Below are 22,742 nucleotides of genomic sequence, written 5' to 3' on the forward strand. Positions count from 1 at the left end.
CATGCCTGACCGCCGCCTGATCGCCAACGCCGTGCTGTTCCAGCTCAGCTGGCTTGCCTGCGTACTGGGCGGCAACAGCTACTGGCTGGCAGTGCCGGCGGTCGCCTTGCTGATCCACTTTTTCTGGGTCAGCAGCTGGGCAGCCGAAGGCAAGCTGGTGGTATCAGTGATGCTGGCAGGGACTGCGCTCGACTCCTTCCTGCTGCAGCTGGGGGTATTCACCTTTGTCGGCCAGGAGCTGCTGGCGCCGCTCTGGCTGGTCATGCTCTGGGCGATGCTGGCCACAACGCTCAATCACAGCCTGGGCTGGACCGCCCGCCCGATCTGGCGAGCTGCCCTGCTGGGCGCAATCGGCGGTCCGCTGAGCTACGTGGCCGGTGCCGAGCTGGCGGGCGTCGGCCTGCCACTGGGCGAACGCAACAGCGCACTGCTGCTGGCCGCCATCTGGGCGCTGGTCATGCCACTGCTGCACGGCTTTGCCCATCTGTACCGGGAACAATATCGCGTGCAGCAGTTGGCCAGACGCCGCTCCGGCGCCTGAGCCGCAGACCTACAGCGGGTAGCGGAAATACACCGCAGATTTATTGATGCCCGAATTGGGCTGTTTGATACCCGCGTTGGAGTAGTGATACCAGCGCACGCCCAGCTCGGCACCGGAGGCAAAGCGCAGGCCGGCGCCGATACGGTCTTCGAACTGGAACTTGGAACCCAGATCTCGGCGATCAGCCAGATTGGTCTCGGTAAAGACCGCAGGCCCGATCCCGCCTTCAATAAACGGCGTCACCGCGCCGTTACCGGGGAAATTCAGCGTGAATACCGGAGCCAGACTGATGGTTTCGGCGTCCAGACCACTCCAGTGGGTGTAGCCGGCATCCCAGAAACCGGTCAGCACCGCGCCGCCGCCATCGCTCTGCCACAGGGTGCGCCCGAAATCGAACTGCACTCCCACGCGCCACACATTGGTCGACTCACTGCTGTCACCGCCTTCTACGGTGATGCCATCCAGCGCAAACACTGAAGGGCTGAGGGTCATGGCCGTAAATACGGTACCGATGATCAAACCTGAACGTCTCATGGCGTTTTCTTCCTTATGTCTTCAACACGTACCGTCTGATAGACAGATTTATAGCTGATAGTTCGCCACCACGCCTCAAACCGGCAGCCTGGACACGGCACCGGCGCTGCCCCACAACACCGGCAGCACTGCTGCCATCAGCTGTGGATCACCACTGCTCCAGAAGCCTACATCGCCTGTACCATCAGAGGCCTGGCGGCCGCTTTCGTTGAGTCTGGCCTGCAGCTGACGCGCTACCGCCTCGCCGGTATCGACCAGTTGCACACCCGCCGGCAGACACTCCCGCAACAGCGGTTTGAGAAAGGGATAATGGGTACAACCGAGGATCAGAGTGTCGCACCCGGCCTGCAGCAGGGGATCGACATAGCGCGTCAGCAGCGCGCGTACCTCAGGCCCCTGGAGCTCGCCCCGCTCGACGCACTCGACAAGCCCCGGGCAGGGCTGAGTCAACACCTGTACATCGCGGGCAAAGCGGTCCAGCAACGCGGCGAACTTGGCGCTCTGCAATGTACCGGTGGTCGCCAGCACGCCGACCTTACCGTTGCGGGTAGCCGCTGCTGCCGGTTTGACCGCAGGCTCCATGCCGATAATCGGCATGTCGAAGGTGCTGCGCAATTCGTTGACCGCAGCGGCGGTGGCCGTATTGCAAGCCAGCACCAGAGCACGGGCACCCTGTTCGATCAGAAACTCGGCAATCCGCAGGCTCCGCTCACGAATCATCTCCGGCGGCTTTTCACCATAGGGCACGTAGCCACTGTCGGCGACATACAGCAGATTCTCGCGGGGCATCAGACGGCGAATTTCGCGCAATACCGACAGCCCTCCCACACCGGAGTCGAACACACCAATGGGCGCACTCATGCCGCCGCTCCGCAGCAACTGCAACCCGGGTCCCGGCGCACACGCAGCTCTCGGAAGCGACTGTCGAGGGCATCAATCAGCAACAGGCGTCCAACCAGCGGCTCGCCAAACCCGGCCAGCAGCTTGAGCGCCTCCAGCGCCTGCAGGCTACCGACCAGGCCAACCAGCGGACCGACTACACCGGCTTCGCTGCAACTGAGCGCCTGCTCGTCGCCATCACCGTAGAGGCACTGATAGCAGGGGCTGTCGTCACGGCGCGGATCAAATACACTGAGCTGGCCTTCCAGCCGAATCGCCGCGCCCGACACCAGCGGCTTGCCGAGCCTGACACAGGCAGCATTGACCGCGTGACGGGTGGCGAAATTGTCGGAGCAGTCCAGCACCAGATCGACCTCGGCCACTGCGCCGAGCAATGCATCGTCAGCCAGCGCGACCGGCAATGTGCGGCAACGTACCTGCGGATTGATCGCGGCGACGCGCTCTGCTGCCGACGCAACCTTGTTACGACCGATGTCGGCCGCGTGATGAATAATCTGCCGCTGCAGGTTGCTCAGATCGACCTGATCCGGGTCTGCCAGCACCACTTGGCCAACGCCCGCGGCGGCAAGGTACAACGCGACCGGCGAGCCCAAGCCGCCAACCCCAACGATCAGAACCCGACTGTCCAGCAGCCGTTGCTGACCGTCGATATCGATCTGTGGCAGCAGTATCTGCCGGCTGTAACGCAGCAGTTGCTGGTCATCCACGCCATTGCCCTCCGGTTACCCTCAGCTGTCCACCCAGGTCGCGCCAGCTCTGTACCTGCTCAAAACCCTGCTCGCGCAGCAGTTGCGCGACCGCGTCGGCCTGCTGCCAGCCGTGCTCAAACAGCAACCAGCCAGTGGCCTGCAGATGCGCCGGCGCGAGCTGCACCAGCGTGCGAATATCATCCAGCCCGTCGGCACCGCTGACCAGCGCACTACCCGGCTCAAAACGCACATCGCCCTGCTGCAGATGAGGGTCATCGGCAGCAATGTACGGCGGGTTGGAGACAATCAGATCAAAGCGCCGGCCCGCCAGTGCAGTGAACCAGTCGCTCTGTTCAAAACAGGCATTACCGATCCGCAGACGCTCGGCGTTGCGCCGGGCCAGCGCGACGGCCTCGGCGACCCGGTCCACCCCGGTCAGTTGCCAGTCAGGGCGCTCGGCCGCCAGCGCCAGCGCGATCGCACCGGTGCCGGTGCCGAGATCCAGAACCTCGGCAGCCCCCTGCGGCCCCAGTTCCAGCGCAACCTCAACCAGCCGCTCGGTATCCGGGCGCGGAATCAGGGTGCTTTCGCTGACCTCCAGCTGCAGACTCCAGAAGCCCTGTTCACCGAGCAGATAGGCAATCGGCACACCGCTGCGCCGCTGGCTCAGCAGCTGTTCGAAGCGGCGCAGTTGCTCGGCATCGGGTCGGCGTTCAGGCCAGGTGCGCAGATAGGTACGGGGCTTGCCGATGGCATGACAGAGCAGCAGCTCTGCATCCAGCCGAGCGGTGTCCGAGTCTGGCAGTTCGGCGCTGGCCAGCACCTCGGCCAGGGTCGGCGTCATGCCGTCTCCAGCGCCGCCAGTTGGTCGGCCTGATATTCGCGCAGCAGCGGCTCGATGACGTTGTCGAGGTTACCGGCGATGATCTCATCCAGACTGTAGAGCGTCAGGTTGATACGGTGATCGGTCACCCGGCCCTGCGGAAAATTATAGGTGCGAATGCGCTCGGAGCGGTCCCCGGAGCCGACCAGCGAACGGCGGGTGTCGGACAGCTCCTTTTCCTGCGCTTCGCGCTGCTGGTTGACCAGTTTGGCCTGCAGCAGGCTCATGGCGCGGGCGCGGTTCTTGTGCTGTGAACGCTCATCCTGACACTCGACCACGATGCCGGTCGGCAGGTGGGTCAGGCGGATGGCCGAATCGGTCTTGTTGACGTGCTGACCGCCAGCACCGGAGGCGCGGTAGGTATCGACCCGCAGATCCGCGGGGTTGATCTCGATTGCGGCTTGCTCGTCCATCTCCGGCAGGATGGCAACGGTACAGGCAGAGGTATGAATCCGGCCCTGGGATTCGGTTTCCGGTACACGTTGCACGCGATGCGCGCCGGACTCGAACTTGAGTTTGGCGTAGACCGACTGGCCTTCGACACGGGCGATCACTTCCTTGTAGCCACCATGCTCACCGGGGTTTTCCGACAGCACCTCTACCCGCCAGCCCTGACGCTCGGCGTATCGGCTGTACATGCGAAACAGGTCACCGGAGAAGATCGCCGCCTCGTCGCCACCGGTTCCGGCGCGAATTTCGAGGAATACGTTGCGATCGTCGTTAGGGTCCCTCGGCAGCAGCAGGCGATTGAGCTCTTCTTCCAGCTCGGCCAGTTGCGCGCTGCTGCTCTCCAAGTCCTCTTCGGCCATGGCCCGCAGGTCCGGGTCGCTGTCCTTGAGCAGGCCACGCGCCTCTTCGATGTCACCCTGCACCCGACGCCACTGCTCGTAGCATTTGACCGTACCCTCAAGTTCGGCGTACTCCTTGGAGTAAGCCCGGAAGCGGGTCTGATCGCTGATGACCTCGGCGTCGCTGAGCAGCGCAGACAGCTCCTCGAAGCGTTCGCCAAGGGAGTCCAGCCGATTCAACAGGGATGCTTTCATGAGTCGCCTTGTACCGTGGTATTGCGGTTGCCCGGGGCGCTGTCACCCAGGGCAAAGAGTTCCTGCGCCAGCGCCAGCGCTTCGATCCGCCCCTGCGCTGTCATCTGCTTGAGCTGCACACTGGGTTCGTGCAGCAGCTTGTTGGTCAGCAGACGAGCCATTTCGGTCATCACCTGCTCGGGATCGGCACCGCGCTGCAACTTGGCCAGCGCTTTCTGCAGTTCCTGATCGCGCGCCTGCTCGGCCTTCTGCCGGTAGCTGCGCACCACATCCACCGCCGCCAGCGCCCGCAGACGCTGCATGAACTCGCCAGTGCCCAGCTCGATCAGCCGTTCGGCCGCCTCGGCTGCGCCCTGACGCGAGCGCATGTTCTCTTCGATCACTTCATGCAGGTCGTCGACGGTATAGAGGTACACGTCGGCCAAACTGCCAACTTCCGGCTCGATGTCGCGCGGCACGGCAATATCGACCATGAACATGGGTTTGTGCCGACGCTGCTTGAGCGCCCGCTCGACCGCGCCCTTGCCGAGGATCGGCAGCGGGCTGGCGGTTGAGCTGATCACCACATCACATTCGGCGAGAATATCGGGAATCTGGTTCAGCACGATGGCCTGGCCACCCAGCGGCTCACTCAGCAGTTCAGCCCGCTGCAGCGTTCGGTTGGCAACGATAATCCGGCCAACGCCCTGTTCAAACAGGTGACGGGCAACCAGCGCGATGGTCTCGCCAGCACCGATCAGCAGCGCGGTGCTGCGGCGCAGGTCGGCAAAGATCTGACGGGCAAGACTGACTGCGGCAAAGGCCACCGACACCGGATTCTCGCCAATTGCGGTGTCCGTTCGCACCTGTTTGGCCATGTTGAAGGTGCTCTGGAACAAGCGATCCAGATACGGGCCAAGCGTGCCGGCAGTACGCGCGGCCTGCCAGGCATCCTTCATCTGGCCGAGAATCTGCGGCTCGCCCAGTACCATCGAGTCAAGCCCGGCGGCTACCCGCATCATATGGTTAACCGCACCGGCATCCTGATGCAGGTAGCTGGAACGGCGCAGCTCTTCTGCGGTCATACCATGAAAGCGGGCGACCCACTCGACCAGACGATCCGCGTCGAGCTCCTCCTGAGCACAGTAAAGCTCGGTGCGATTGCAGGTAGAAAGAATGGCAACCTCGTCAGCACCGGCCTCGGCACGCAGACGCTGCAGTGCATCGGGCAATTGCTCGGGTGAGAAGGACACGCGCTCGCGTACTTCAACCCCTGCGGTCCGATGATTGATGCCCAGTGCGATAAAACCCATGATGCCTCGTATTGCGAGAACGGAGCTGCTGCCAAACGTGCGATTGTCCTATGTTAAGTCAAGCCAATCAATCACGGCATGGCGAACGGTTACTCGACGCTCAGTGGCAGGATGCCGCACAGGCACCTTTCATGGCGCCCACTGGGTTTGTCCCCACGCCTGTGTCATGATTCCCCAATGCCGCGCCGGACGCCGTCCTCCGCCCGGATCGGCCCACCGTTTCGCACGAGATCCGATATGAAGGCTACACTCATTCCGTCCTTGCCAGCACTGCTGTTCGCAGGCCTGCTGCTCGGTGGCTGCAGCACACTGGATCAGGCCGGCGCGCCTGCCGACAGCACGCCCCAGAAGCCGGAGACGGCAAGCCAGCCGGAGCCAACGGTCTACGGCCAGTTCCGCCAGGACACTCTGTTTGATCTGCTGACCGCCGAAATCGCGGGCCAGCGCAACCGCTTCGATATCGCACTCGACAACTATCTGAAACAGGCACGCAGCACCCGTGATCCCGGGGTGACCGAGCGTGCCGTCCGCGTTGCAGAGTTTCTGGGCAATGAGCAGGCCGCCAACGAACTGACCCAACTCTGGGTCGAGATCGCTCCGCAGGATCCGGAAGCCCTGCGCTCGGCCGCCATTCACCTGGCCCGTGCCGGCCGACATGAGCAGGCCATGGACATGATGCAGCGCGCGCTGGACCTGCATGGCGAAACCCATTTTGATTTTCTCGCGCTGGCGGCCGCCCAAACCGACCCCCAGACCCGCAACGCCCTGCTGACCAGCCTCCGCCAAATGCAGGAACGCCACCCGGACAACGCGCAACTGGTATTTGCCCGTGCCCTGCTTCTGCAGCAGGCAGACCGCCCCGAAGACGCCCTGCAACTGCTGGAGGAACAACCGCGAGGTAATGAGGTACCACCAATCATCCTGCTGCACAGCCGACTACTCGCCGAGCAGGACCCGGATCGGGCAGAGGCGTTGCTGTACGACAGCCTTGAGCGCTTTCCCGACGAGGTTCGATTGCGTCTGATGCTGGCTCGACTGCTCGTCAGCAAGGGTAATTTCAGGGATGCCCGCGTGCAGTATATGAAGCTTGCTGCCGACAACCCGGACGACGCCGACCTGCAGTTATCACTCGGCCTGATCGAACTGGAACTAGAGCAGGCGCAAGACGCCGTCATTCACCTGCAGCACACGCTTCAGCTTGCACCCGGCAACAATACTGCGCGCTATCACCTGGGTAATGCCTATCTGGCGGCCGGCCGCACGGATGATGCACTGCTCACCTGGCAAAGCATCGACAGTGGCAATGAACTGCTGACATCCCGCGTGCAAATCGCCCGCCTGCTGCTTGAGCAAAACCGCATGAAGGCACTGCAGGCGCAATTTCAGCAGGACAGGGACCAGCATCCGCAACACGGTCTGACACTGTTCCAGATAGAAATAGAAGCCTTGATGCCGGACCATCCCGAACTGGCAATGGCACAGGTTAACGCAGCCCTGCAGGCCTACCCGCAGGACAGCGGCCTGCTCTACAGTCGCGCCATGCTGCACGAGCAGCTGGGCAACCTGCGCGGCCTGCAAGAGGACCTTGGCAGCATCATCGAACAGGAACCGAACAACGCGATGGCGCTCAACGCCTTGGGCTACACGCTCGCCGACCACAATATCGAGCTGGATCGTGCCCTGTCGCTGATCACCCGCGCCGCCGAACTGGCACCGGACGACCCTGCAATCAAGGATAGTCTGGGCTGGGTTCACTACCGCCTGGGCAATTTGGAGCTGGCCGAGACGCTGCTGCGTGAAGCCTACGACGCCTTCCCTGACCAGGAAGTAGCGGCCCACCTGGGCGAAGTGCTCTGGCGCCAAGGCAAAGAACGCCAAGCACGCAGGATCTGGCGAGATGCCCTCAAGCTGGACCCGCAAAGCCCACTCATTCCTGAAACCCGCGAACGCCTGGAAGCCGAATAAGACATGTCCGTGCTGCGCCTGCCTCTTTTGTTCTGCCTGCTGTCAACCCTGGCCGCCTGCGGCAGCCTGCATCAACGCGAAACCATCGAGTTTGGCGGCGACCAGAACGCTTGGAAAACCCACCGAGCACAACTGGAGCCGTTGGACCGCTGGATCCTGCAAGGCAAGATCGGCATCCGCAGCCCGCAAGAGTCGGGCAGCGGCACGCTGTTCTGGCTGCAGCGCCGAGCCTACTACGATATCCGCCTGTCAGGCCCTCTGGGGCGCGGAGCTACCCGCATTCAGGGCGACCGCAACAGCACCACGCTGGAGGTAGCCGGCCGGCCGACCGTCTCCGCCAGCTCGGCTGAAGACCTGGTCGCCGAACAGATAGGCTGGCACTTGCCGGTCGACCAGTTGCTCTGGTGGGTGCGCGGCCTGCCCGCACCCGATTCAGCCAGCCGCCTGCAGCTGGATAGCCAAAGCCGGTTGGGCCGTCTCAGCCAGAGCGGCTGGACAGTCGAATACAGCCGTTACCAGCAAGTTGACGGACTGGAACTTCCCCAACGTCTGCAGATATCAGGTCACGATCTGCTGCTGACGCTGGTCATCACCGATTGGAAACCCGGCATCACCGAATGAACACCGCGACACTCAGCCTGCCCGCACCGGCCAAACTGAATCTGTTCCTGCATGTTACCGGCCAGCGCGACGACGGCTACCACACACTGCAAACCCTGTTTCAGTTTCTCGACTACGGAGACACCCTGCATCTCAGCAGCCGCAGCGACGGCAAAATTGCCTTGCTAAGTGACCTGCCGGGCGTGGATGCGGAGGACAACCTGATCGTCCGCGCCGCGCGCCTGCTGAAAGAGGCCAGCGGCACACCGCTGGGTGCCGACATCAAACTGGACAAGATTCTGCCCATGGGTGGTGGTATCGGTGGCGGCAGTTCAGACGCGGCTACCACCCTGCTTGGCCTCAACCACCTGTGGCAAACCGGCTTGAGCATCGACCAACTGGCCGAGCTGGGCATCCATTTGGGCGCTGACGTCCCCGTCTTTGTCCGAGGGCATGCCGCCTGGGCCGAAGGAGTGGGCGAGCAATTGACCCCGGTAGAACTGGAAGAGCCCTGGTTCCTGGTAGTGGCGCCGGACTGCCCTGTCAGCACCGCTGAAATTTTTTCAGATGAGAGGTTGACGCGAAACTCATCGCCCATTACATTAACGGCCTTCGTCGCAGGCGGTGGTCGGAATGACTGTCTGCCGGTCGTTACAACGCGTTACCCTGAAATTCGTAACACGTTGATCTTGCTAAACAAATATTGTGAGGCTAAGATGACCGGGACTGGCAGTTGCTTGTTTGGGGCCTTCCCAAACGAACGCGAAGCTGATAAAGTTCGCGCCCGGTTGCCAGCCACACTGCGAAGTTTTGTAGCAAGAGGTTGTAACGTTTCTCCGTTACACCGCGAACTGCAAAAGCAAGCATGACGGATGCAGCCGTGCATCCGGACAGATACAGGGGCGTCGCCAAGCGGTAAGGCAGCAGGTTTTGATCCTGCCATGCGTTGGTTCGAATCCAGCCGCCCCTGCCATTTTTCTCTCCGGCAGCAATCAACTACAGAATTGTTCAAGTCTGGCTGGTTGAGGCCGTTTCGGCATTCCCGCAGACCTGAATTCTCCACCTAGCCACTACCCACAAAAGGTATTGCTGCGTGTCCAAGATGATGGTTTTCACGGGGAACGCCAACCCCGATCTGGCACGGCGCGTCGTGCGTCAACTGCACATCCCGTTGGGCGACGCTACCGTCGGCCGATTCAGCGACGGTGAAGTCAACGTCGAGCTGAACGAAAACGTACGCGGCAAGGACGTCTTCATCCTGCAGCCCACCTGCGCCCCGACCAACGACAATCTGATGGAACTGATCGTCATGGCTGATGCCCTGCGTCGTTCCTCAGCCTCGCGAATCACCGCAGTGGTCCCCTACTTCGGTTATGCCCGCCAGGATCGCCGCCCGCGCTCGGCACGCGTTGCCATCAGCGCCAAGGTGGTCGCGGACATGCTCGACACCGTAGGCGTTGACCGCCTGCTGACCGTTGACCTGCACGCAGACCAGATCCAGGGCTTCTTCGACATCCCCGTCGACAACATTTACGGTTCGCCGGTGCTGATTGACGATATCCAGGATCAGCGCTTCGAGAATCTGATGATCGTCTCCCCGGACATCGGTGGCGTCGTGCGCGCACGCGCCGTAGCCAAGAGCCTCGGTGTCGATCTTGCCATCATCGACAAGCGTCGCCCCAAGGCCAACCAGTCCGAAGTGATGCATATCATCGGCGATGTAGAAGGCCGCACCTGCGTACTGGTCGACGACATGGTCGACACCGCCGGGACTCTCTGCCATGCCGCCAAGGCACTGAAGGATCACGGCGCCGCGCAGGTATTTGCCTATTGCACGCACCCGATCCTGTCCGGCAAGGCAATCGAGAACATTACCAATTCCGTGCTGGACGAGCTGGTGGTGACCAACACCATCCCGCTGACCCCGGCCGCGGCTGCCTGCGAGCGCATTCGCCAGCTGGACATGGCCCCGATTGTGGCCGAGGCCATGCGCCGTATCAGCAACGAAGAATCCATCAGCGCGATGTTCCGTTAAGGTACGAGCGCTGATTTAACAGCCCGCAAGGGCATCACCCATCACCCGATGCGTTGGTCGCAAATGCCCGGGTGAGTTAGCAAGGAGACTACAATGGTCGACTTCACTCTTAATGCGAAAGCGCGTACTGACCTGGGGAAAGGTGCGAGCCGCCGCCTGCGTCGTAACGCTGATCTGGTTCCCGCCATCGTTTACGGTGGTGACAAGGCTCCTCAGAACGTTGCTCTGGAAGCACGCGAACTGAAAAAAGCCCTGGAAAACGAAGCTTTCTACTCCCACGTCATCAGCCTGTCCATCGACGGCAAGAAAGAAGACGTGCTGCTGAAAGCACTGCAGCGTCACCCGGCCAAGCCGGTAATCATGCACGCTGACTTCCTGCGCGTTGTTGCCGGCCACGAAGTGACCGTCAACGTTCCGCTGCACTTCGTTAACGAAGACAGCTGTGCAGGCGTCAAGAAAGGCGGCGTTATCTCCCACACCATGACTGAAGTGGAAGTTCACTGCCTGCCGAAAGATCTGCCTGAGTTCATCGAAGTCGACATGGCTGCCGTTGAACTGGATCAGATCGTCCACCTGTCTGACCTGAAGCTGCCGAAAGGCGTTGCTATCACTGCTCTGGCTCAGGGCGCTGATCACAACCTGCCGGTTGCCAACGTCCACGCTGCTCGCGTTGCTGCTGACGCGCCGGCTGAAGGCGAGGAGTCCGCGGAGTAACCTCCCGCACGACTCTGAAGAGGGCGCCCGTTGTGACGCAGGGAATCAAGTTGATCGCTGGACTGGGAAATCCTGGCCCGGAATACGAACTGACCCGCCACAACGCTGGCGCCCTTTTTATTGAGCGTCTGGCCGCACGGCACAACACCAGCCTGCGTCCGGAGAGCAAGTTTTTTGGCCTGACGGCACGCATCAGCGTGAACGGTCAGGACGTTCGCCTGTTGATACCCACTACCTTTATGAACCGCAGCGGTCAGGCCGTCGCCGCGCTGGCGAGCTTCTATCGCATTGCACCCGAAGAAATTCTCATTGCCCACGACGAGCTGGATTTACCCCCGGGCGTGGTCAAGTGCAAGAAAGGTGGCGGACACGGCGGACACAACGGTCTGCGCGACATCATCGCCAAACTGGGCAACAACAACGGCTTTCACCGCCTGAGACTGGGTATCGGCCACCCCGGCCACAGTTCACAGGTGACCGGCTTTGTACTGGGCCGCGCGCCCCGCGCCGAGCAGGATGCGCTGGATGCCTGCATCGACGAGGCCATCGGCGAACTGCCGGGCATGGTCGAAGGCAACTGGACCGCCGTCATGCAACGCCTGCACAGCTTCAAGGCCTGAATCTCATTACGCCGAACCAACGGCAGAGGACAACACCATGGGTTTTAACTGCGGCATCGTCGGACTGCCCAACGTCGGCAAATCCACCCTGTTCAATGCACTGACCAAAGCCGGTATCGGTGCCGAGAACTTCCCCTTCTGCACCATCGAGCCGAACAGTGGCGTGGTCCCCATGCCCGATGCCCGCCTGGACGCCCTGGCCGCCATCGTCAAGCCCGAGCGCGTCATCCCGACCAGCATGGAGTTCGTCGATATCGCCGGCCTGGTAGAAGGCGCCTCCAAAGGTGAAGGCCTGGGCAACAAGTTCCTGGCCAACATCCGTGAGACCGACGCCATCGCCCACGTGGTGCGCTGCTTTGAAGACGACAACGTCATTCACGTTTCCAACAGCGTCAACCCGCGCCGCGACATCGAAACCATTGATCTGGAGCTGATCTTCGCCGACCTGGAAAGCTGCGAGAAACAGTTGCAGCGCGTTGCCCGCAACGCCAAGGGTGGCGACAAGGAAGCAGTCGCACAGAAGGCGCTGCTGGAACAGCTGATTCCGCACTTTGAAGAAGGCAAGCCCGCCCGCTCGCTGCTGAAAAACCTCAGCCCGGAAGAGCGCCAGCTGGCCAAGGGTTTCCACCTGCTGACCAACAAGCCGGTGATGTATATCGCCAACGTGTCCGAAGAGGGCTTCGAGAACAACCCGCATCTTGACGTGGTGCGCGAGATAGCCGCGGAAGAAGGCGCGGTCGTGGTTCCGGTCTGCAACAAGATCGAAGCGGAAATCGCCGAGCTGGATGACGACGAGGAAAAGCAGATGTTCCTCGAAACCATGGGCATGGAAGAACCGGGCCTGAACCGCGTAATCCGTGCCGGCTACGAGCTGCTGGGTCTGCAGACCTACTTCACCGCCGGGGTGAAGGAAGTACGCGCCTGGACCGTCAAGATCGGCGCCACCGCACCGCAGGCCGCCGCCGTCATCCACACCGACTTCGAGAAGGGCTTTATCCGTGCCGAAGTCGTCGCCTATAACGACTTCATTCAGTACAACGGCGAAAGCGGTGCCAAGGAAGCAGGCAAATGGCGCCTGGAAGGCAAGGAATACATCGTCAAGGATGGCGACGTAATGCACTTCCGTTTCAACGTCTAAACAGAAATTAGGATTTCACCGGATCTTACCGGATACGAAACCCCTTGAGGAATAAAGCCTTAAGGGGTTTTTCTTTTCCGAAAAGGTCCGAAAAGAATCTATACGATCCGCATATTTACCGGGTACGCTACCGGGTATCGAAAAATTCACCTCCCCATATAACCGGGTATACCAGGATTGAGCAGCCATGCCGCTTACCGATACCGAGTGCCGTACCGCCAAGCCCAAGGAAAAGCCCTACAAGCTCACAGATGGCAATGGCCTTTACCTTGAGGTGAAGCCTAACGGGGTTAAGGCATGGCGCTATCGGTTCGAGCTGAACGACGGAACTAGCAGGAAGGAAAGCGTGTTCGCGATTGGGGACTATGTAATCGCGCCCAAAGGGGAATCACCCGAGCACGCCGAAGAGCGCCGCAAAGGGCGCCGCTTCACTCTTGCAGAGGCACGCGATGAGCGCGTGAAAGCCCGTGCCCTAGTCATACAGGGCATCAATCCCGCGCACCACCGGCAACAGGAGCGGGTGAAGCGCGACCACGAGAAGGCCATTACGTTTGAAGCCGTCGCCAAAGAGTGGCTTTCACTGAAGGACTGGGAGGAGATCACCAAGTCCAGACGACTCAACATGCTTGAACGCGTCGTATTTCCCAAAATCGGTGAACTGCCGATCAAAGCCATCACCCCCATGCACATTCTTGAAGTGCTCAGAGCAGCCGCTCAAGATAATGGCCCATCTGTTGCCGCAGAGGCCAAGCGGAGCATGTCCGGAGTTTTCGAACTGGCAATTTCCACGTTGCGAGCCAGCACCGACCCGGTACACCCCGTTCGAAAAGCCCTGCCAGCCAACAAGACTCAGCACAAACGCCCTCTCTCCACCGAAGAAATTGGCCAACTGTTACGCGATGTCGAATCTCACGGCGGACGCCATGAGACCCTCTGCGCTTTCCAGCTCATGTGGCTGACTCTGTGCCGCCCCAATGAAGCTGTAGAGGCTCAGTGGGCAGAATTTGACCTGGAGAAGGCGCTTTGGCGCATTCCCGCCGAGCGGATGAAAAAGCGCAAAGAGCACACGGTGCCACTGCCGCGACAGGCAGTCGAAATACTGCGAGGCCTGCATTCCATCACAGGAAAATACACCCACGTATTTCCTCACCGCGACGTACGCACCCGCCCAATGGTTGCGGCCTCATTCCGCCAGATGCTCAACACCCTTGGCTGGGGAGGTAAATACAGCCCGCATGCCACGAGGACAACGGGCAGCACCAGACTCAATGAGATGGGCTATTCAGCAGACTGGATCGAAAGACAGCTCGCCCATACCGAGCAAAACGCTGTCCGCCGCACCTACAACCATGCCGAGTATTTGAGTGATCGAGCCATGATGATGCAGAGATGGGCGGACATGCTGGACAGCTGGAAAAAGGACTTAGGCTGAATGGAAAGAGACGTCGCTGATTACGAAAACATCGGCTGGCGCTTTCACCCGAATGCACCAACTACCCGAGAGAGGTTTGTGAGCTTGCGCTTGCCCATGATGAACGCGACCAGACCGAGGCGGCCTATTCGCGCTCCGACCTTCTGGAGAAGCGCAGTGCACTGATGGCGGAATGGGCCAAGTTCTGCACGAGCAAGAAGTGACCCACAGCAAGCCCAAAGCAGCCGGTAACAACAGGCAGTTCCCCACGCATAGGCCACGCATGCCGCATTAGGATCATTAGGATCATTAGGATCATTAGGATCATTAGGATCGGGCGAACCCTGGGTGAGAAGAACGGCTCTAGGCAGCCACTCTGCTATGTCGACAGCCGGCCTAATAAATTAGCACCGCCCATTTACAGCGATAGCTGCACCTGTGATTGCACTAGCCTCCTGAGAGGCTAAAAATACGATCACATTAGCGACCTGCTCTGGCGTAACCCAGCGGGTGGCATCCGCATCAGGCATATCGAGGCGGTTCTGCGGGGTATCGATGATCGATGGCATGATCGCATTGACCGTGATGCGCTGATCTTTCAACTCTTCGGCCAACGCCTCCGTAAGGCGCATCACCCCGGACTTTGCTGCAGCATAGGCCCCCATGCCTAGGCTGGCCTTACTGGCCGCTCCGGCTGCAATGTTGATAATGCGCCCGGCTTCGGCTTTCTTCAGGTGTGTCAGCGCGGCCATGCTAGCCGTTGCGGCAGTGCGCACGTTCATTTGATACATCAAATCCCAGGTCGCAAGATCGCCGCCCTCGATGGTCTCCCAGCGAAAACCACCCGCCACGTTGATGAGCGCATCTAATCCTTGAAAATGCTGCTGCACCTGCTGCATTGCACAATTTGCCATGTGCAGATCGGTTAGATCGACCGCGCCGATAAGCAGTTTTTCAGAGCGCGCCGTGTCGGCCAGGGGTCGCGGCACGCTGGCCTGATCAATCAGGGCCACCCGCCAACCATTGGCCGCGAACGCCTCGCCTACCGCTATACCTAGACAACCGAATCCACCGCTAATTGCGACTACTTTACTCACGCTTATTCTCCTTGAAGTGGACTACACCAGGGCTGCACTGAGCACTGAGCCCCGGCACGAGTGGTCAGCTAGGTTGCCACTATTGCCGTGCAGAACCTGTCGCCGAGCCGACAAGTGGGCACAGTCAAGAGTGCTAACTTGCCTGGTCGCTGAGTCGCTGAAAGCCATCAGCCGCTCAACTTTCTTGAGTCGAGAGAAAAGGATCGCGCGCAATGAATCTGATCGTGTTTGCCATACCGATTTTTTTAACCACCACCTTGCTGGAAGCATGGCTGGCGCACCGCCGCGGGCTAGCGGCGTATTCCATACCTGATGCCATCAGCAGCTACCAATATGGTCTATTGAGCCAGGTGGTTGGGGCGTTCACCAAGTTGGCGAAACTGGGCGTTTACACTCTGGTATTCGAAGCCTACCGCGCCACGACCTTGCCTAGCGATAGCCTGTGGGTATGGGTCGGAGCCCTTGTGGCCTACGACTTTTTCTACTACTGGCATCACCGTATGAACCATGAAATTGGCTTGCTGTGGGCCGGGCACGTATCGCATCACTCTTCCGAGTACTTCAACCTGGCAACAGCCCTACGCCAGTCCTCGACGAGCGCACTTCTGGGCTGGATATTCTATCTACCGATGGCAGTGGCCGGTGTGCCGCCCAGCGTGTTTGCCGGGGTGTTGCTGATCGACTTGCTTTACCAGTACTGGGTGCATACCGAGGTAATTGGTCGTTTGGGCTGGCTTGATCGCATCTTCGTCACACCCTCAAACCATCGCGTCCATCATGGGCAAAATGACTACTGCATGGACACAAACTACGGGGGCATTCTGATTCTCTGGGATCGCCTATTCGGTACCTTCGCCGAGGAGCGCAAGGACGAGAAGGTCATCTACGGCGTGCGCACACCGTTGCAGAGCCTTAACCCATTCTGGGGCAACATGCATTACTACATTGAGCTCTGGCAGAAATCCAAAGCCACCCCGGGCTGGCGGGCTAAACTTGGCGTCTGGCTGGCACCACCTGGTGGCTGGCACGATGAGGCGAGCGAGCCTTACGAGCCGTCGCAGTTTAAGTATTACGATCCGTGTACACCCGATGCGGTCAAACGCTATGCGGTAGTGCATCAGGTGCTTGCAATGTTGTTCCTCATGCATTTTCTGACGCTACTCAACACCTTGCCGAAGACCTTACTGGCACTCTACGCCGCTGGCTTTGCCATTTCGGCAATCTCTCTCACGTCACTATTGGAAGGACGTGCCAATGCACGGCGTTTTGAGCAGTGCCGTGTCATAGGACTGGGCATTGCCTTTGCTGCTCTACCTGACTGGTTCGGTTTTAGTATGCCCATCGCACTCAAGCTGATGTTATTGGTTGTAATGCTAGGCAGCGCTGCATGGCTCAGCCGCACTTCCTTCAAACCTGCTGCTTTGTGGACTTCCCAATGAATGCCGATGCCATTTCCGACTTGATCTTGGCTGTGGTTGCCTTTTCCATTGCCTTTGTCCAGCTGCGCCAGCGCCCTGCTCTAGCCATTGGTTGCGGCCTGATCGGCCTGGCGGCAGCGATTGGTACACTGCATTACCAGTATGGTGAGTTGTTCGCCGGCCCACATCGCTTTACCGGCCTGGTTGCCGCCAGCGCAGGTTTCCCGCTGCTGGTCATTGCACTGCGCTGGCCAGATGACTCTGTTGCTCAGCGCATCACGGCCGCAGGGCGCTTCGCGCTCTTGGTTGGGAGCTTCGGGGTGGTGATTAGCGTGTCGGGATTTGACACCTGGCGCATGCTGGTGCCTCTTGGCTCTGTCTTGTTAATCTGTGCCACAGCCTTAGTGACGCGGCGGGTAATGCCACTCGGGGCGGCGCTAGTGTTCATCGTTAGTCTAGCGGCCGGTGCAACCGGTGAAGAGATGCTCGGACCGCTATCTGGCATCCAATGGCTGCACTACTTGCTGTCTTTAGCCCTGCTGCTGCTGCACCGGGATAGGGTGGTGCCGCTGTTAGCTGCGAGCCGTTAATTCGGCTTCCCCTGCATCCCATATCTTGGGAAACTGTCGAATGTGGTTAAGACCCAACATCGATGTTTCCAAGGTTTCCAAATGCAAAACATAGATGACGCAGCCCATCAGACAATCTACCGCCTGCGCGAGGCAGATGACTGGTTCGCAAGCTTGCCGGGGGAAGTGCAAGACAAAATCATCCAGTCTTCCGTATTGCGCCACTATCGCAAAGGGCAGGTGATCACTGCCCAAGGCAGCCGACCGACTGCAGCCTCAGTAGTGCTTGAGGGGCGCGTGCGGGTTTCGCGGCTGCTATTCGAGGGTGAGGAGAAGCTTTATATGATTGGCGAGAGAGGATTTTGGTTCAACTTCCTCGACCTGATTACAGGCGAAAAGGCCGATGTGGCTGTGATCGCCGATACCAATGTGCAATTACTAATGCTGCCTCTGCAGCAATTCGAGCGAATCCTTGAAGAGGAACCTCTCTATTGCAAGGCAATTACACTTTTTATTGCCAAGCGCTATGCCGCTTTTATGCGGCACTTTGCCGATGGCCAGATGATCGTGCCGCTGCAACGGCTGCGTACAGGTTTAGCAGAACTGTTGTTGCTGCAACCACCGGCAACAGGCTATGAGGAAGTTATTTTGAATGTTTCTCAGGCGGATTTAGCCTCCATACTTGGTTTTTCCCGCCAGACTATCAACGGGCTGCTAAAACAACTGGAAAAGGCGGGACTGATTAAGATCGGTTTTCGGCATATTCGAGTAATTGATCCAGCTGGGCTTTCTGAGCACGCGGCTAACTGAGCCGGCACTAATCTCGATGTAATTTTCGCAGGGCCGAGTGCATCGCTGTTGATCATGAGTGGACTCACCACCTGACTTCATCAGTACCACCTGACCACAATGCTAGAGGTGAACCGGCCCTATCAATAGCCCCGGCTTTCCTAGAGACCTTTGGGCCTAATAACTGCCCCCGCACGAGGGCCGCTTGGTCACCAATCAAAGACTGCTTTTGGCCGACTCCAGCCAGTTCGCACTCAGTTAGCGCTGCTGAAAAGCAGCCATTCGATTCAAAAAAATCTCAACCACACATTACTGCAATGACATCCGCACCAAAGAGGTTCCCCCCATGTCATTGCAGTGCCCTCGCTGTCACTCCCCCAAAGTCGCTTCGTTCCATCACGCCATGAAAACCGGCGCGGCCATCGGCGCTGTCGGCGGCCTCGCACGCGGCATCAGTGCTGCTCTGGCAGGCGGCAAGGCCGGCGCAGCACTCGGCGTAATTGCCGGCCCTGTAGGTATCACACTCGGCTCGGCATCCGGCGCCATTCTCGGTGGCCTGGTCGGAGGCGTCGGTGGTTGTGCGCTCGGCGCTCAGCTCGGCGAGTCACTCGACCGTCACGTCCTGGCCCACAACCTCTGCCTGATCTGCGGTCATCGCTTCAACCTGCCGACCTGATCCGGCCACCGCTCTCCTCTTCCTTCTCCATCACTGATTGCCGGTGCTGCGCCATGCGCAGCGCTTTTTGCCGGCCTGCACCTAAAGGAAACTCGTCATGGCTCATCAAATCGAACAAATGGCCTACGTTGGCGCTACTCCGTGGCACGGCTTGGGCAACAACCTGCCGCAGAAACAGCCCATCGAAGTCTGGCAACGCGAAGCCGGTATGGACTGGCAGATCATGGAAAGCCCAGTGCACTTCAAGTCGGACGCCATCGGCCATCTGGGCGCGATCCACTCCTTCCCCGAGCAGAAGGTGCTCTACCGTTCGGACACCAAGGCACCGCTGTCAGTGGTCTCGCAGCGCTATCACACCGTGCAGCCTCGGGAAGTGCTCGAATTTTATCGTGACCTGACCGAGGTCTCCGGCTACGAGCTGGAAACCGCTGGCGTGCTCAAGGGCGGTCGCAAGTTCTGGGCACTGGCGCGTACCGGACAGGGCGCTGCGCTCAAGGGCAACGACCAAGTAAATGGCTATTTGCTGCTGGCCACTTCCTGCGACGGCACACTGGCCACCACAGCAACGCCCACTACTATCCGTGTGGTCTGCAACAACACGCTGACCATCGCCCTGGACGGCACCAGCCGTGCGATCAAGGTGCCGCACAGCACCCGCTTCGACGGTGATCTGGTGAAGAAGCAGCTCGGCATTGCTGTCTCGCAATGGGACGACTTCATGTACCGCATGCGCCACCTGGCTGAACGCAAGGTGCAGTGGCATGAGGCACTGGGCTTCTTTATGAACGTGATGTGCGAGACCAGCCCGACCGGCGCCTTGCCGGAGCAGCTGCCGAACGAGCGCGCCCTGCGCAAAGTGCAGGAGCTGTACGAAGGCCGTGGCCGGGGCAGCCAGCTGGACTCAGCTCGCGGCACCGCCTGGGGCTTGCTCAATGCCGTGACCGAGTACGTTGATCACGAGCGACGGGCACGCAGCACAGAGTACCGCCTCGACTCTGCCTGGTTCGGCCAAGGTGCCCAGATCAAGCAACGCGCTCTGGATACGGCCCTGCAACTGGTCGCCTGACCTTTTACTAATCCCACCCCATAACGCCCGACCCGCTTCGCTGCAGGTCGGGCGTTTCTATTTCTGCAAGGTGAACGCTATGAAAGCCACTTCATTGAATCGCAGCACCAGCAAATCCCGCCCCGCCCTGCGTCTGGTCAGCACCAAGGAGCTGCCGCGCGAGGACTGGCTGCAGATCCGCAAGCAAGGTATCGGCAGTTCCGATGCCGCCGCTGCCGTTGGTCTGAATCCCTACAAGTCGCAGCTGGAGCTGTGGATGGAGAAGACCGGTCGCGATTCCGGCATGCCCAAGGCTGATCCTCAGGATGAGGAAAGCCCGATGTACTGGGGCAACGTGCTGGAGCCTATCGTGGCCTGGCACTACAGCAAGCGTACGAATAACAAGGTACGGCGCATCAACGCCGTGCTGCAGCATCCTGATCCGGAGTTGCCCTGGATGCTGGCCAACATCGACCGCGAGGTGATCGGGGCCGACGATGTGCAGATCCTCGAATGTAAGACAGCCGGCATAAACGGGGCACGCCTCTGGAAAGAGGGCGTGCCTGAGTATGTGCAGCTGCAGGTGATGCACCAGCTCGCCGTCACCGGCAAGCAAGCGGCGGATGTGTCGGTGCTGCTGGGCGGCCAGACGCTGGAGATCCATCGCATCGAACGAGACGAGCAGATGATTGCTCGCCTGATCGAGCTGGAGCGCCAGTTTTGGCACTACGTGGAAACCGACACACCACCGCCGGCCGATGGCACCGCTTCCGCTGAGTCAGCACTTCGCTGCCTCTATCCAGAGGACAACGGCCAGGTCGTCGACTTCAGCCAGCATGCCGGGCTCACTGCAGCCTATATAGAGCTGAAAGCCGTGCGCCAGTCGATTGCCGACAGGGAAAAGCGTGAGGCTGAACTTAAGCAGATGCTGCAGCAGGCCATGGGCGACGCCAGTCGGGCGGAGTTCTCCAGCGGCTACATCAGTTGGCGCAAAGCCAAGGACAGCATCGGTTTCGATGTCGCTCAACTGCTCAAAGACAAGCCGCACCTGCAGGCCAAGTACCCACTACTGAAGCTGGGTGCGCGGCGCTTTCTGGTCGGCTGAAACCCAACCCCTCCAATCCTTTCCCCCTTGGCCAGTCCATGCAGTTCGCGCTGCGTGGCTGGCCTTTTTTCATTTCCAGGAGACTCACCATGCTCAAAGGTCTGGCTATCACTCCGCCGGTACTCGGGCGGATTTCCATCGGCAAGGTCATCGAGAAGAACGGCAAGCGACTGCCGGAGAAGGATGACCAGTTCACCATCACCTCCCAGGTGCAGGGTAAGGACGGCTGGCTACTGCACCCACTCAATGATGAGCTGCGCGAAGGCAAGGACGACAAGCTGCGCAGCATTCCGGTACGCCTGCTGTTCAACGAACCGGAGCTGAATTTCCGCGCCGACTACACGCTGTTCGACCGGCAGTCTGGTCGGCCGGTTTGCGTCGGCAATGGCGAGACCTGCAAACGGGTCACTCAGGACGGTATGCAGTCGTTGCCCTGCCCTTCGCCGGATGCCTGTCCGCTCGCCAAAGGCGGTGCCTGCAAGCCCTACGGCCGACTGAACGTGGTCATTGGCGATGAGGATCCGCTGGGCAGCTTCATGTTCCGCACCACCGGCTTCAACAGCATCCGCACCCTGGCCGCTCGCCTGCATTACTTCCAGGCCATCTCGGGTAACCGCCTGGCCTGTCTGCCGCTGGAGTTACGTCTACGCGGGAAGTCGACACGACAGAGCCATGGCACGCCGATCTTTTACGCCGACCTGACTGTACGCGGCGGCATGGACATGGCTGAAGCACTGGTGACAGCCAGCGAACTCGATTCGCGGCGCCAGGCTGCGGGCTTCGATCAAGCCGCCTTGGATGAGGCAGCACGACGCGGCTTTGGCAACGGAGCATTCGAAGACAGCGAGGAGGATGTCAGCGCCATCGTGGAAGAGTTCTACCCGGAAGGTGAAGTGCCCGCCTCAACAATCACACCACAAGCCACCTACAGCAAGCCCAGCCTGGCTGAGAAGTTGGACGCGCAAGCCACACGCCAAGAGGTGGAAGTATGAAACGTCTGCTACGCACTTTCGGTGCTGCGATGATGTTTGCCGGGATCCTGGCAGGCTGCCTGGCGGTCTTGTTACTGGTGATTGTGATGGTGCGATTTCCACCACTGCTGATAGCGGTGGTACTGGCGTGCTGGATCTTCTGTCGACTCCAGGCAGCACCAAAAAGCAAGTGACCGACGTCAGAGGAAACGGATGTCCCGCTCCACTGAGGGCGGGACATTCTTTATTTTTTGTCTCGCAAATAAGGCCCGATGTGCGATTGCTAATCAGCCAAGCCCGTGGGGGACTCAGCTATCTGCGTCCCTGATCTTAAACCCAGGACTCACCTTGACGACTGCATCCAACGGAGCACTGACAAGCGTAACGTCCTCCACACAGTCATCGGCGTCACCGGTACTGAAGAGTACATGCCAAGTGAATTTCCCTTGAGGTGTAGTCGCAACGAACGTAGCTCGACGAACCTCATCGCCACCTTTGAACGCAGGTGTTGATACCTGCGTCGTCTCATCAACGACTTGCTCTATCTGATCGGCGCTGATCGTGCTGGGTTGCCCAGCGTGTAAAAACTCAGCCCCACGGTAGCACTCGATATAAAATCCCATGTGAAGCACTCCTTCAGTTGAAGGAGTGACTCTACCAAATCTTCAACAAGGAACGGTCAATTAGCAGCCGATGAGATTGAGTCT

Annotated in this window: 25 protein-coding genes, 1 tRNA gene and 1 pseudogene; 19 read left to right on the plus strand and 8 right to left on the minus strand. The window is 59.9% G+C overall.

Going from position 1 to position 22,742, the window contains the following annotated elements:
• Window position 1 precedes the first annotated feature (1 nt).
• Entirely contained in the window at window positions 2-541 is a 540-nt protein-coding gene (locus ACZ5WQ_RS10825; RefSeq protein ID WP_464382310.1) for a DUF2878 domain-containing protein, read from the plus strand.
• 9 nt (window positions 542-550) lie between these two features.
• On the opposite strand, the gene ACZ5WQ_RS10830 is transcribed toward ACZ5WQ_RS10825, so the two are convergent.
• The 6 genes from ACZ5WQ_RS10830 to hemA form a co-directional block, all read right to left on the minus strand.
• The gene (locus ACZ5WQ_RS10830) at window positions 551-1,075 is read right to left on the minus strand and encodes an acyloxyacyl hydrolase (RefSeq protein WP_228246624.1); all 525 of its coding nucleotides are present in this window, start codon (window positions 1,073-1,075) and stop codon (window positions 551-553) included.
• A gap of 75 nt (window positions 1,076-1,150) precedes the next feature.
• Window positions 1,151-1,936, minus strand: a complete 786-nt coding sequence (murI, locus tag ACZ5WQ_RS10835) for a glutamate racemase (RefSeq protein ID WP_464382311.1) — start codon at window positions 1,934-1,936, stop codon at window positions 1,151-1,153.
• A complete protein-coding gene (locus ACZ5WQ_RS10840) occupies window positions 1,933-2,682 on the minus strand; it encodes a molybdopterin-synthase adenylyltransferase MoeB (protein ID WP_464382312.1) in 750 nt (249 codons plus the stop codon). Before ACZ5WQ_RS10840 ends, murI begins: the two co-directional genes overlap by 4 nt.
• Entirely contained in the window at window positions 2,675-3,508 is an 834-nt protein-coding gene (gene prmC, locus ACZ5WQ_RS10845; RefSeq protein WP_233048339.1) for a peptide chain release factor N(5)-glutamine methyltransferase, read from the minus strand. Before prmC ends, ACZ5WQ_RS10840 begins: the two co-directional genes overlap by 8 nt.
• A complete protein-coding gene (gene prfA, locus ACZ5WQ_RS10850) occupies window positions 3,505-4,590 on the minus strand; it encodes a peptide chain release factor 1 (RefSeq protein WP_464382313.1) in 1,086 nt (361 codons plus the stop codon). The genes prmC and prfA overlap by 4 nt, the downstream gene beginning before the upstream one ends.
• A complete protein-coding gene (hemA, locus tag ACZ5WQ_RS10855) occupies window positions 4,587-5,882 on the minus strand; it encodes a glutamyl-tRNA reductase (protein WP_464382314.1) in 1,296 nt (431 codons plus the stop codon). Before hemA ends, prfA begins: the two co-directional genes overlap by 4 nt.
• A 237-nt stretch (window positions 5,883-6,119) precedes the next feature.
• Here hemA and ACZ5WQ_RS10860 point away from each other — a divergent pair, with 237 nt between their 5' ends.
• From ACZ5WQ_RS10860 to ACZ5WQ_RS10905, 10 genes and pseudogenes are all read left to right on the plus strand, one after another.
• Window positions 6,120-7,847 carry a tetratricopeptide repeat protein gene (locus tag ACZ5WQ_RS10860; protein WP_338213625.1) on the plus strand — a complete coding sequence of 576 codons (1,728 nt, stop codon included), beginning with the start codon at window positions 6,120-6,122 and terminating at the stop codon, window positions 7,845-7,847.
• A 3-nt stretch (window positions 7,848-7,850) separates the two neighbouring features.
• Window positions 7,851-8,468 (plus strand): lipoprotein insertase outer membrane protein LolB, encoded by a 618-nt coding sequence (gene lolB / locus ACZ5WQ_RS10865; RefSeq protein ID WP_464382315.1) that lies wholly within the window; start codon window positions 7,851-7,853, stop codon window positions 8,466-8,468.
• On the plus strand, window positions 8,465-9,316 hold the full coding sequence (ispE, locus tag ACZ5WQ_RS10870) for a 4-(cytidine 5'-diphospho)-2-C-methyl-D-erythritol kinase (RefSeq protein WP_464382316.1): 852 nt from the start codon (window positions 8,465-8,467) through the stop codon (window positions 9,314-9,316). Before lolB ends, ispE begins: the two co-directional genes overlap by 4 nt.
• Window positions 9,317-9,345: 29 nt before the next feature.
• A tRNA-Gln gene (locus tag ACZ5WQ_RS10875) sits at window positions 9,346-9,420 on the plus strand.
• 120 nt (window positions 9,421-9,540) lie between these two features.
• Window positions 9,541-10,482, plus strand: a complete 942-nt coding sequence (locus ACZ5WQ_RS10880; protein WP_088273144.1) for a ribose-phosphate pyrophosphokinase — start codon at window positions 9,541-9,543, stop codon at window positions 10,480-10,482.
• 93 nt (window positions 10,483-10,575) lie between these two features.
• Complete coding sequence (locus ACZ5WQ_RS10885) at window positions 10,576-11,196, plus strand: 50S ribosomal protein L25/general stress protein Ctc (protein ID WP_088273143.1); 621 nt, start codon at window positions 10,576-10,578, stop codon at window positions 11,194-11,196.
• A gap of 44 nt (window positions 11,197-11,240) precedes the next feature.
• Window positions 11,241-11,816 (plus strand): aminoacyl-tRNA hydrolase, encoded by a 576-nt coding sequence (gene pth / locus ACZ5WQ_RS10890; protein ID WP_088273889.1) that lies wholly within the window; start codon window positions 11,241-11,243, stop codon window positions 11,814-11,816.
• 37 nt (window positions 11,817-11,853) lie between these two features.
• Entirely contained in the window at window positions 11,854-12,954 is a 1,101-nt protein-coding gene (gene ychF / locus ACZ5WQ_RS10895; RefSeq protein ID WP_228246615.1) for a redox-regulated ATPase YchF, read from the plus strand.
• Window positions 12,955-13,141: 187 nt separating this feature from the next.
• Entirely contained in the window at window positions 13,142-14,386 is a 1,245-nt protein-coding gene (locus ACZ5WQ_RS10900; protein ID WP_042855650.1) for a tyrosine-type recombinase/integrase, read from the plus strand.
• Window positions 14,387-14,436: 50 nt separating this feature from the next.
• Window positions 14,437-14,589, plus strand: a pseudogene (locus tag ACZ5WQ_RS10905) (integrase); the annotation flags it as partial.
• Between the two features lie 180 nt (window positions 14,590-14,769).
• Here ACZ5WQ_RS10905 and ACZ5WQ_RS10910 read toward each other — a convergent pair.
• The gene (locus tag ACZ5WQ_RS10910; RefSeq protein WP_021219117.1) at window positions 14,770-15,462 is read right to left on the minus strand and encodes an SDR family NAD(P)-dependent oxidoreductase; all 693 of its coding nucleotides are present in this window, start codon (window positions 15,460-15,462) and stop codon (window positions 14,770-14,772) included.
• 212 nt (window positions 15,463-15,674) lie between these two features.
• On the opposite strand from ACZ5WQ_RS10910, the gene ACZ5WQ_RS10915 reads away from it, so the two are divergent.
• The 8 genes from ACZ5WQ_RS10915 (at window position 15,675) to ACZ5WQ_RS10950 (ending at window position 22,229) form a co-directional block, all read left to right on the plus strand.
• Window positions 15,675-16,901, plus strand: coding sequence for a sterol desaturase family protein (locus tag ACZ5WQ_RS10915; RefSeq protein WP_042855648.1), 1,227 nt, complete (start codon window positions 15,675-15,677; stop codon window positions 16,899-16,901).
• Window positions 16,898-17,470 (plus strand): hypothetical protein, encoded by a 573-nt coding sequence (locus ACZ5WQ_RS10920; RefSeq protein ID WP_021219115.1) that lies wholly within the window; start codon window positions 16,898-16,900, stop codon window positions 17,468-17,470. Before ACZ5WQ_RS10915 ends, ACZ5WQ_RS10920 begins: the two co-directional genes overlap by 4 nt.
• Before the next feature lie 81 nt (window positions 17,471-17,551).
• Complete coding sequence (locus tag ACZ5WQ_RS10925; protein ID WP_464382317.1) at window positions 17,552-18,259, plus strand: Crp/Fnr family transcriptional regulator; 708 nt, start codon at window positions 17,552-17,554, stop codon at window positions 18,257-18,259.
• 325 nt (window positions 18,260-18,584) lie between these two features.
• Window positions 18,585-18,914, plus strand: coding sequence for a hypothetical protein (locus tag ACZ5WQ_RS10930; protein ID WP_042855647.1), 330 nt, complete (start codon window positions 18,585-18,587; stop codon window positions 18,912-18,914).
• 97 nt (window positions 18,915-19,011) lie between these two features.
• Entirely contained in the window at window positions 19,012-19,980 is a 969-nt protein-coding gene (locus ACZ5WQ_RS10935) for a DUF932 domain-containing protein (protein ID WP_042855646.1), read from the plus strand.
• 79 nt (window positions 19,981-20,059) lie between these two features.
• A complete protein-coding gene (locus ACZ5WQ_RS10940; protein WP_042855645.1) occupies window positions 20,060-21,064 on the plus strand; it encodes a YqaJ viral recombinase family nuclease in 1,005 nt (334 codons plus the stop codon).
• A gap of 89 nt (window positions 21,065-21,153) precedes the next feature.
• The gene (locus ACZ5WQ_RS10945; RefSeq protein WP_042855644.1) at window positions 21,154-22,056 is read left to right on the plus strand and encodes a recombination directionality factor; all 903 of its coding nucleotides are present in this window, start codon (window positions 21,154-21,156) and stop codon (window positions 22,054-22,056) included.
• The gene (locus ACZ5WQ_RS10950; RefSeq protein WP_013970869.1) at window positions 22,053-22,229 is read left to right on the plus strand and encodes a hypothetical protein; all 177 of its coding nucleotides are present in this window, start codon (window positions 22,053-22,055) and stop codon (window positions 22,227-22,229) included. Before ACZ5WQ_RS10945 ends, ACZ5WQ_RS10950 begins: the two co-directional genes overlap by 4 nt.
• A 114-nt stretch (window positions 22,230-22,343) precedes the next feature.
• On the opposite strand, the gene ACZ5WQ_RS10955 is transcribed toward ACZ5WQ_RS10950, so the two are convergent.
• On the minus strand, window positions 22,344-22,658 hold the full coding sequence (locus ACZ5WQ_RS10955) for a hypothetical protein (RefSeq protein ID WP_042855643.1): 315 nt from the start codon (window positions 22,656-22,658) through the stop codon (window positions 22,344-22,346).
• Between the last annotated feature and the right edge of the window lie 84 nt (window positions 22,659-22,742).

This window comes from Halopseudomonas sp. T1L2, assembly GCF_055397385.1.

Excerpts from the sequence above, each read along its gene's own strand:
- ACZ5WQ_RS10825 (WP_464382310.1), top strand. The coding sequence starts at position 2 with ATGCCTGACCGCCGCCTGATCGCCAACGCCGTGCTGTTCCAGCTCAGC.
- ACZ5WQ_RS10830 (WP_228246624.1), bottom strand. The coding sequence starts at position 1,075 with ATGAGACGTTCAGGTTTGATCATCGGTACCGTATTTACGGCCATGACC.
- murI (WP_464382311.1), bottom strand. The coding sequence starts at position 1,936 with ATGAGTGCGCCCATTGGTGTGTTCGACTCCGGTGTGGGAGGGCTGTCG.
- prmC (WP_233048339.1), bottom strand. The coding sequence starts at position 3,508 with ATGACGCCGACCCTGGCCGAGGTGCTGGCCAGCGCCGAACTGCCAGAC.
- prfA (WP_464382313.1), bottom strand. The coding sequence starts at position 4,590 with ATGAAAGCATCCCTGTTGAATCGGCTGGACTCCCTTGGCGAACGCTTC.
- hemA (WP_464382314.1), bottom strand. The coding sequence starts at position 5,882 with ATGGGTTTTATCGCACTGGGCATCAATCATCGGACCGCAGGGGTTGAA.
- ACZ5WQ_RS10860 (WP_338213625.1), top strand. The coding sequence starts at position 6,120 with ATGAAGGCTACACTCATTCCGTCCTTGCCAGCACTGCTGTTCGCAGGC.
- lolB (WP_464382315.1), top strand. The coding sequence starts at position 7,851 with ATGTCCGTGCTGCGCCTGCCTCTTTTGTTCTGCCTGCTGTCAACCCTG.
- ispE (WP_464382316.1), top strand. The coding sequence starts at position 8,465 with ATGAACACCGCGACACTCAGCCTGCCCGCACCGGCCAAACTGAATCTG.
- ACZ5WQ_RS10885 (WP_088273143.1), top strand. The coding sequence starts at position 10,576 with ATGGTCGACTTCACTCTTAATGCGAAAGCGCGTACTGACCTGGGGAAA.
- ychF (WP_228246615.1), top strand. The coding sequence starts at position 11,854 with ATGGGTTTTAACTGCGGCATCGTCGGACTGCCCAACGTCGGCAAATCC.
- ACZ5WQ_RS10900 (WP_042855650.1), top strand. The coding sequence starts at position 13,142 with ATGCCGCTTACCGATACCGAGTGCCGTACCGCCAAGCCCAAGGAAAAG.
- ACZ5WQ_RS10915 (WP_042855648.1), top strand. The coding sequence starts at position 15,675 with ATGAATCTGATCGTGTTTGCCATACCGATTTTTTTAACCACCACCTTG.
- ACZ5WQ_RS10920 (WP_021219115.1), top strand. The coding sequence starts at position 16,898 with ATGAATGCCGATGCCATTTCCGACTTGATCTTGGCTGTGGTTGCCTTT.
- ACZ5WQ_RS10925 (WP_464382317.1), top strand. The coding sequence starts at position 17,552 with ATGCAAAACATAGATGACGCAGCCCATCAGACAATCTACCGCCTGCGC.
- ACZ5WQ_RS10930 (WP_042855647.1), top strand. The coding sequence starts at position 18,585 with ATGTCATTGCAGTGCCCTCGCTGTCACTCCCCCAAAGTCGCTTCGTTC.
- ACZ5WQ_RS10935 (WP_042855646.1), top strand. The coding sequence starts at position 19,012 with ATGGCTCATCAAATCGAACAAATGGCCTACGTTGGCGCTACTCCGTGG.
- ACZ5WQ_RS10940 (WP_042855645.1), top strand. The coding sequence starts at position 20,060 with ATGAAAGCCACTTCATTGAATCGCAGCACCAGCAAATCCCGCCCCGCC.
- ACZ5WQ_RS10945 (WP_042855644.1), top strand. The coding sequence starts at position 21,154 with ATGCTCAAAGGTCTGGCTATCACTCCGCCGGTACTCGGGCGGATTTCC.
- ACZ5WQ_RS10950 (WP_013970869.1), top strand. The coding sequence starts at position 22,053 with ATGAAACGTCTGCTACGCACTTTCGGTGCTGCGATGATGTTTGCCGGG.
- ACZ5WQ_RS10955 (WP_042855643.1), bottom strand. The coding sequence starts at position 22,658 with ATGGGATTTTATATCGAGTGCTACCGTGGGGCTGAGTTTTTACACGCT.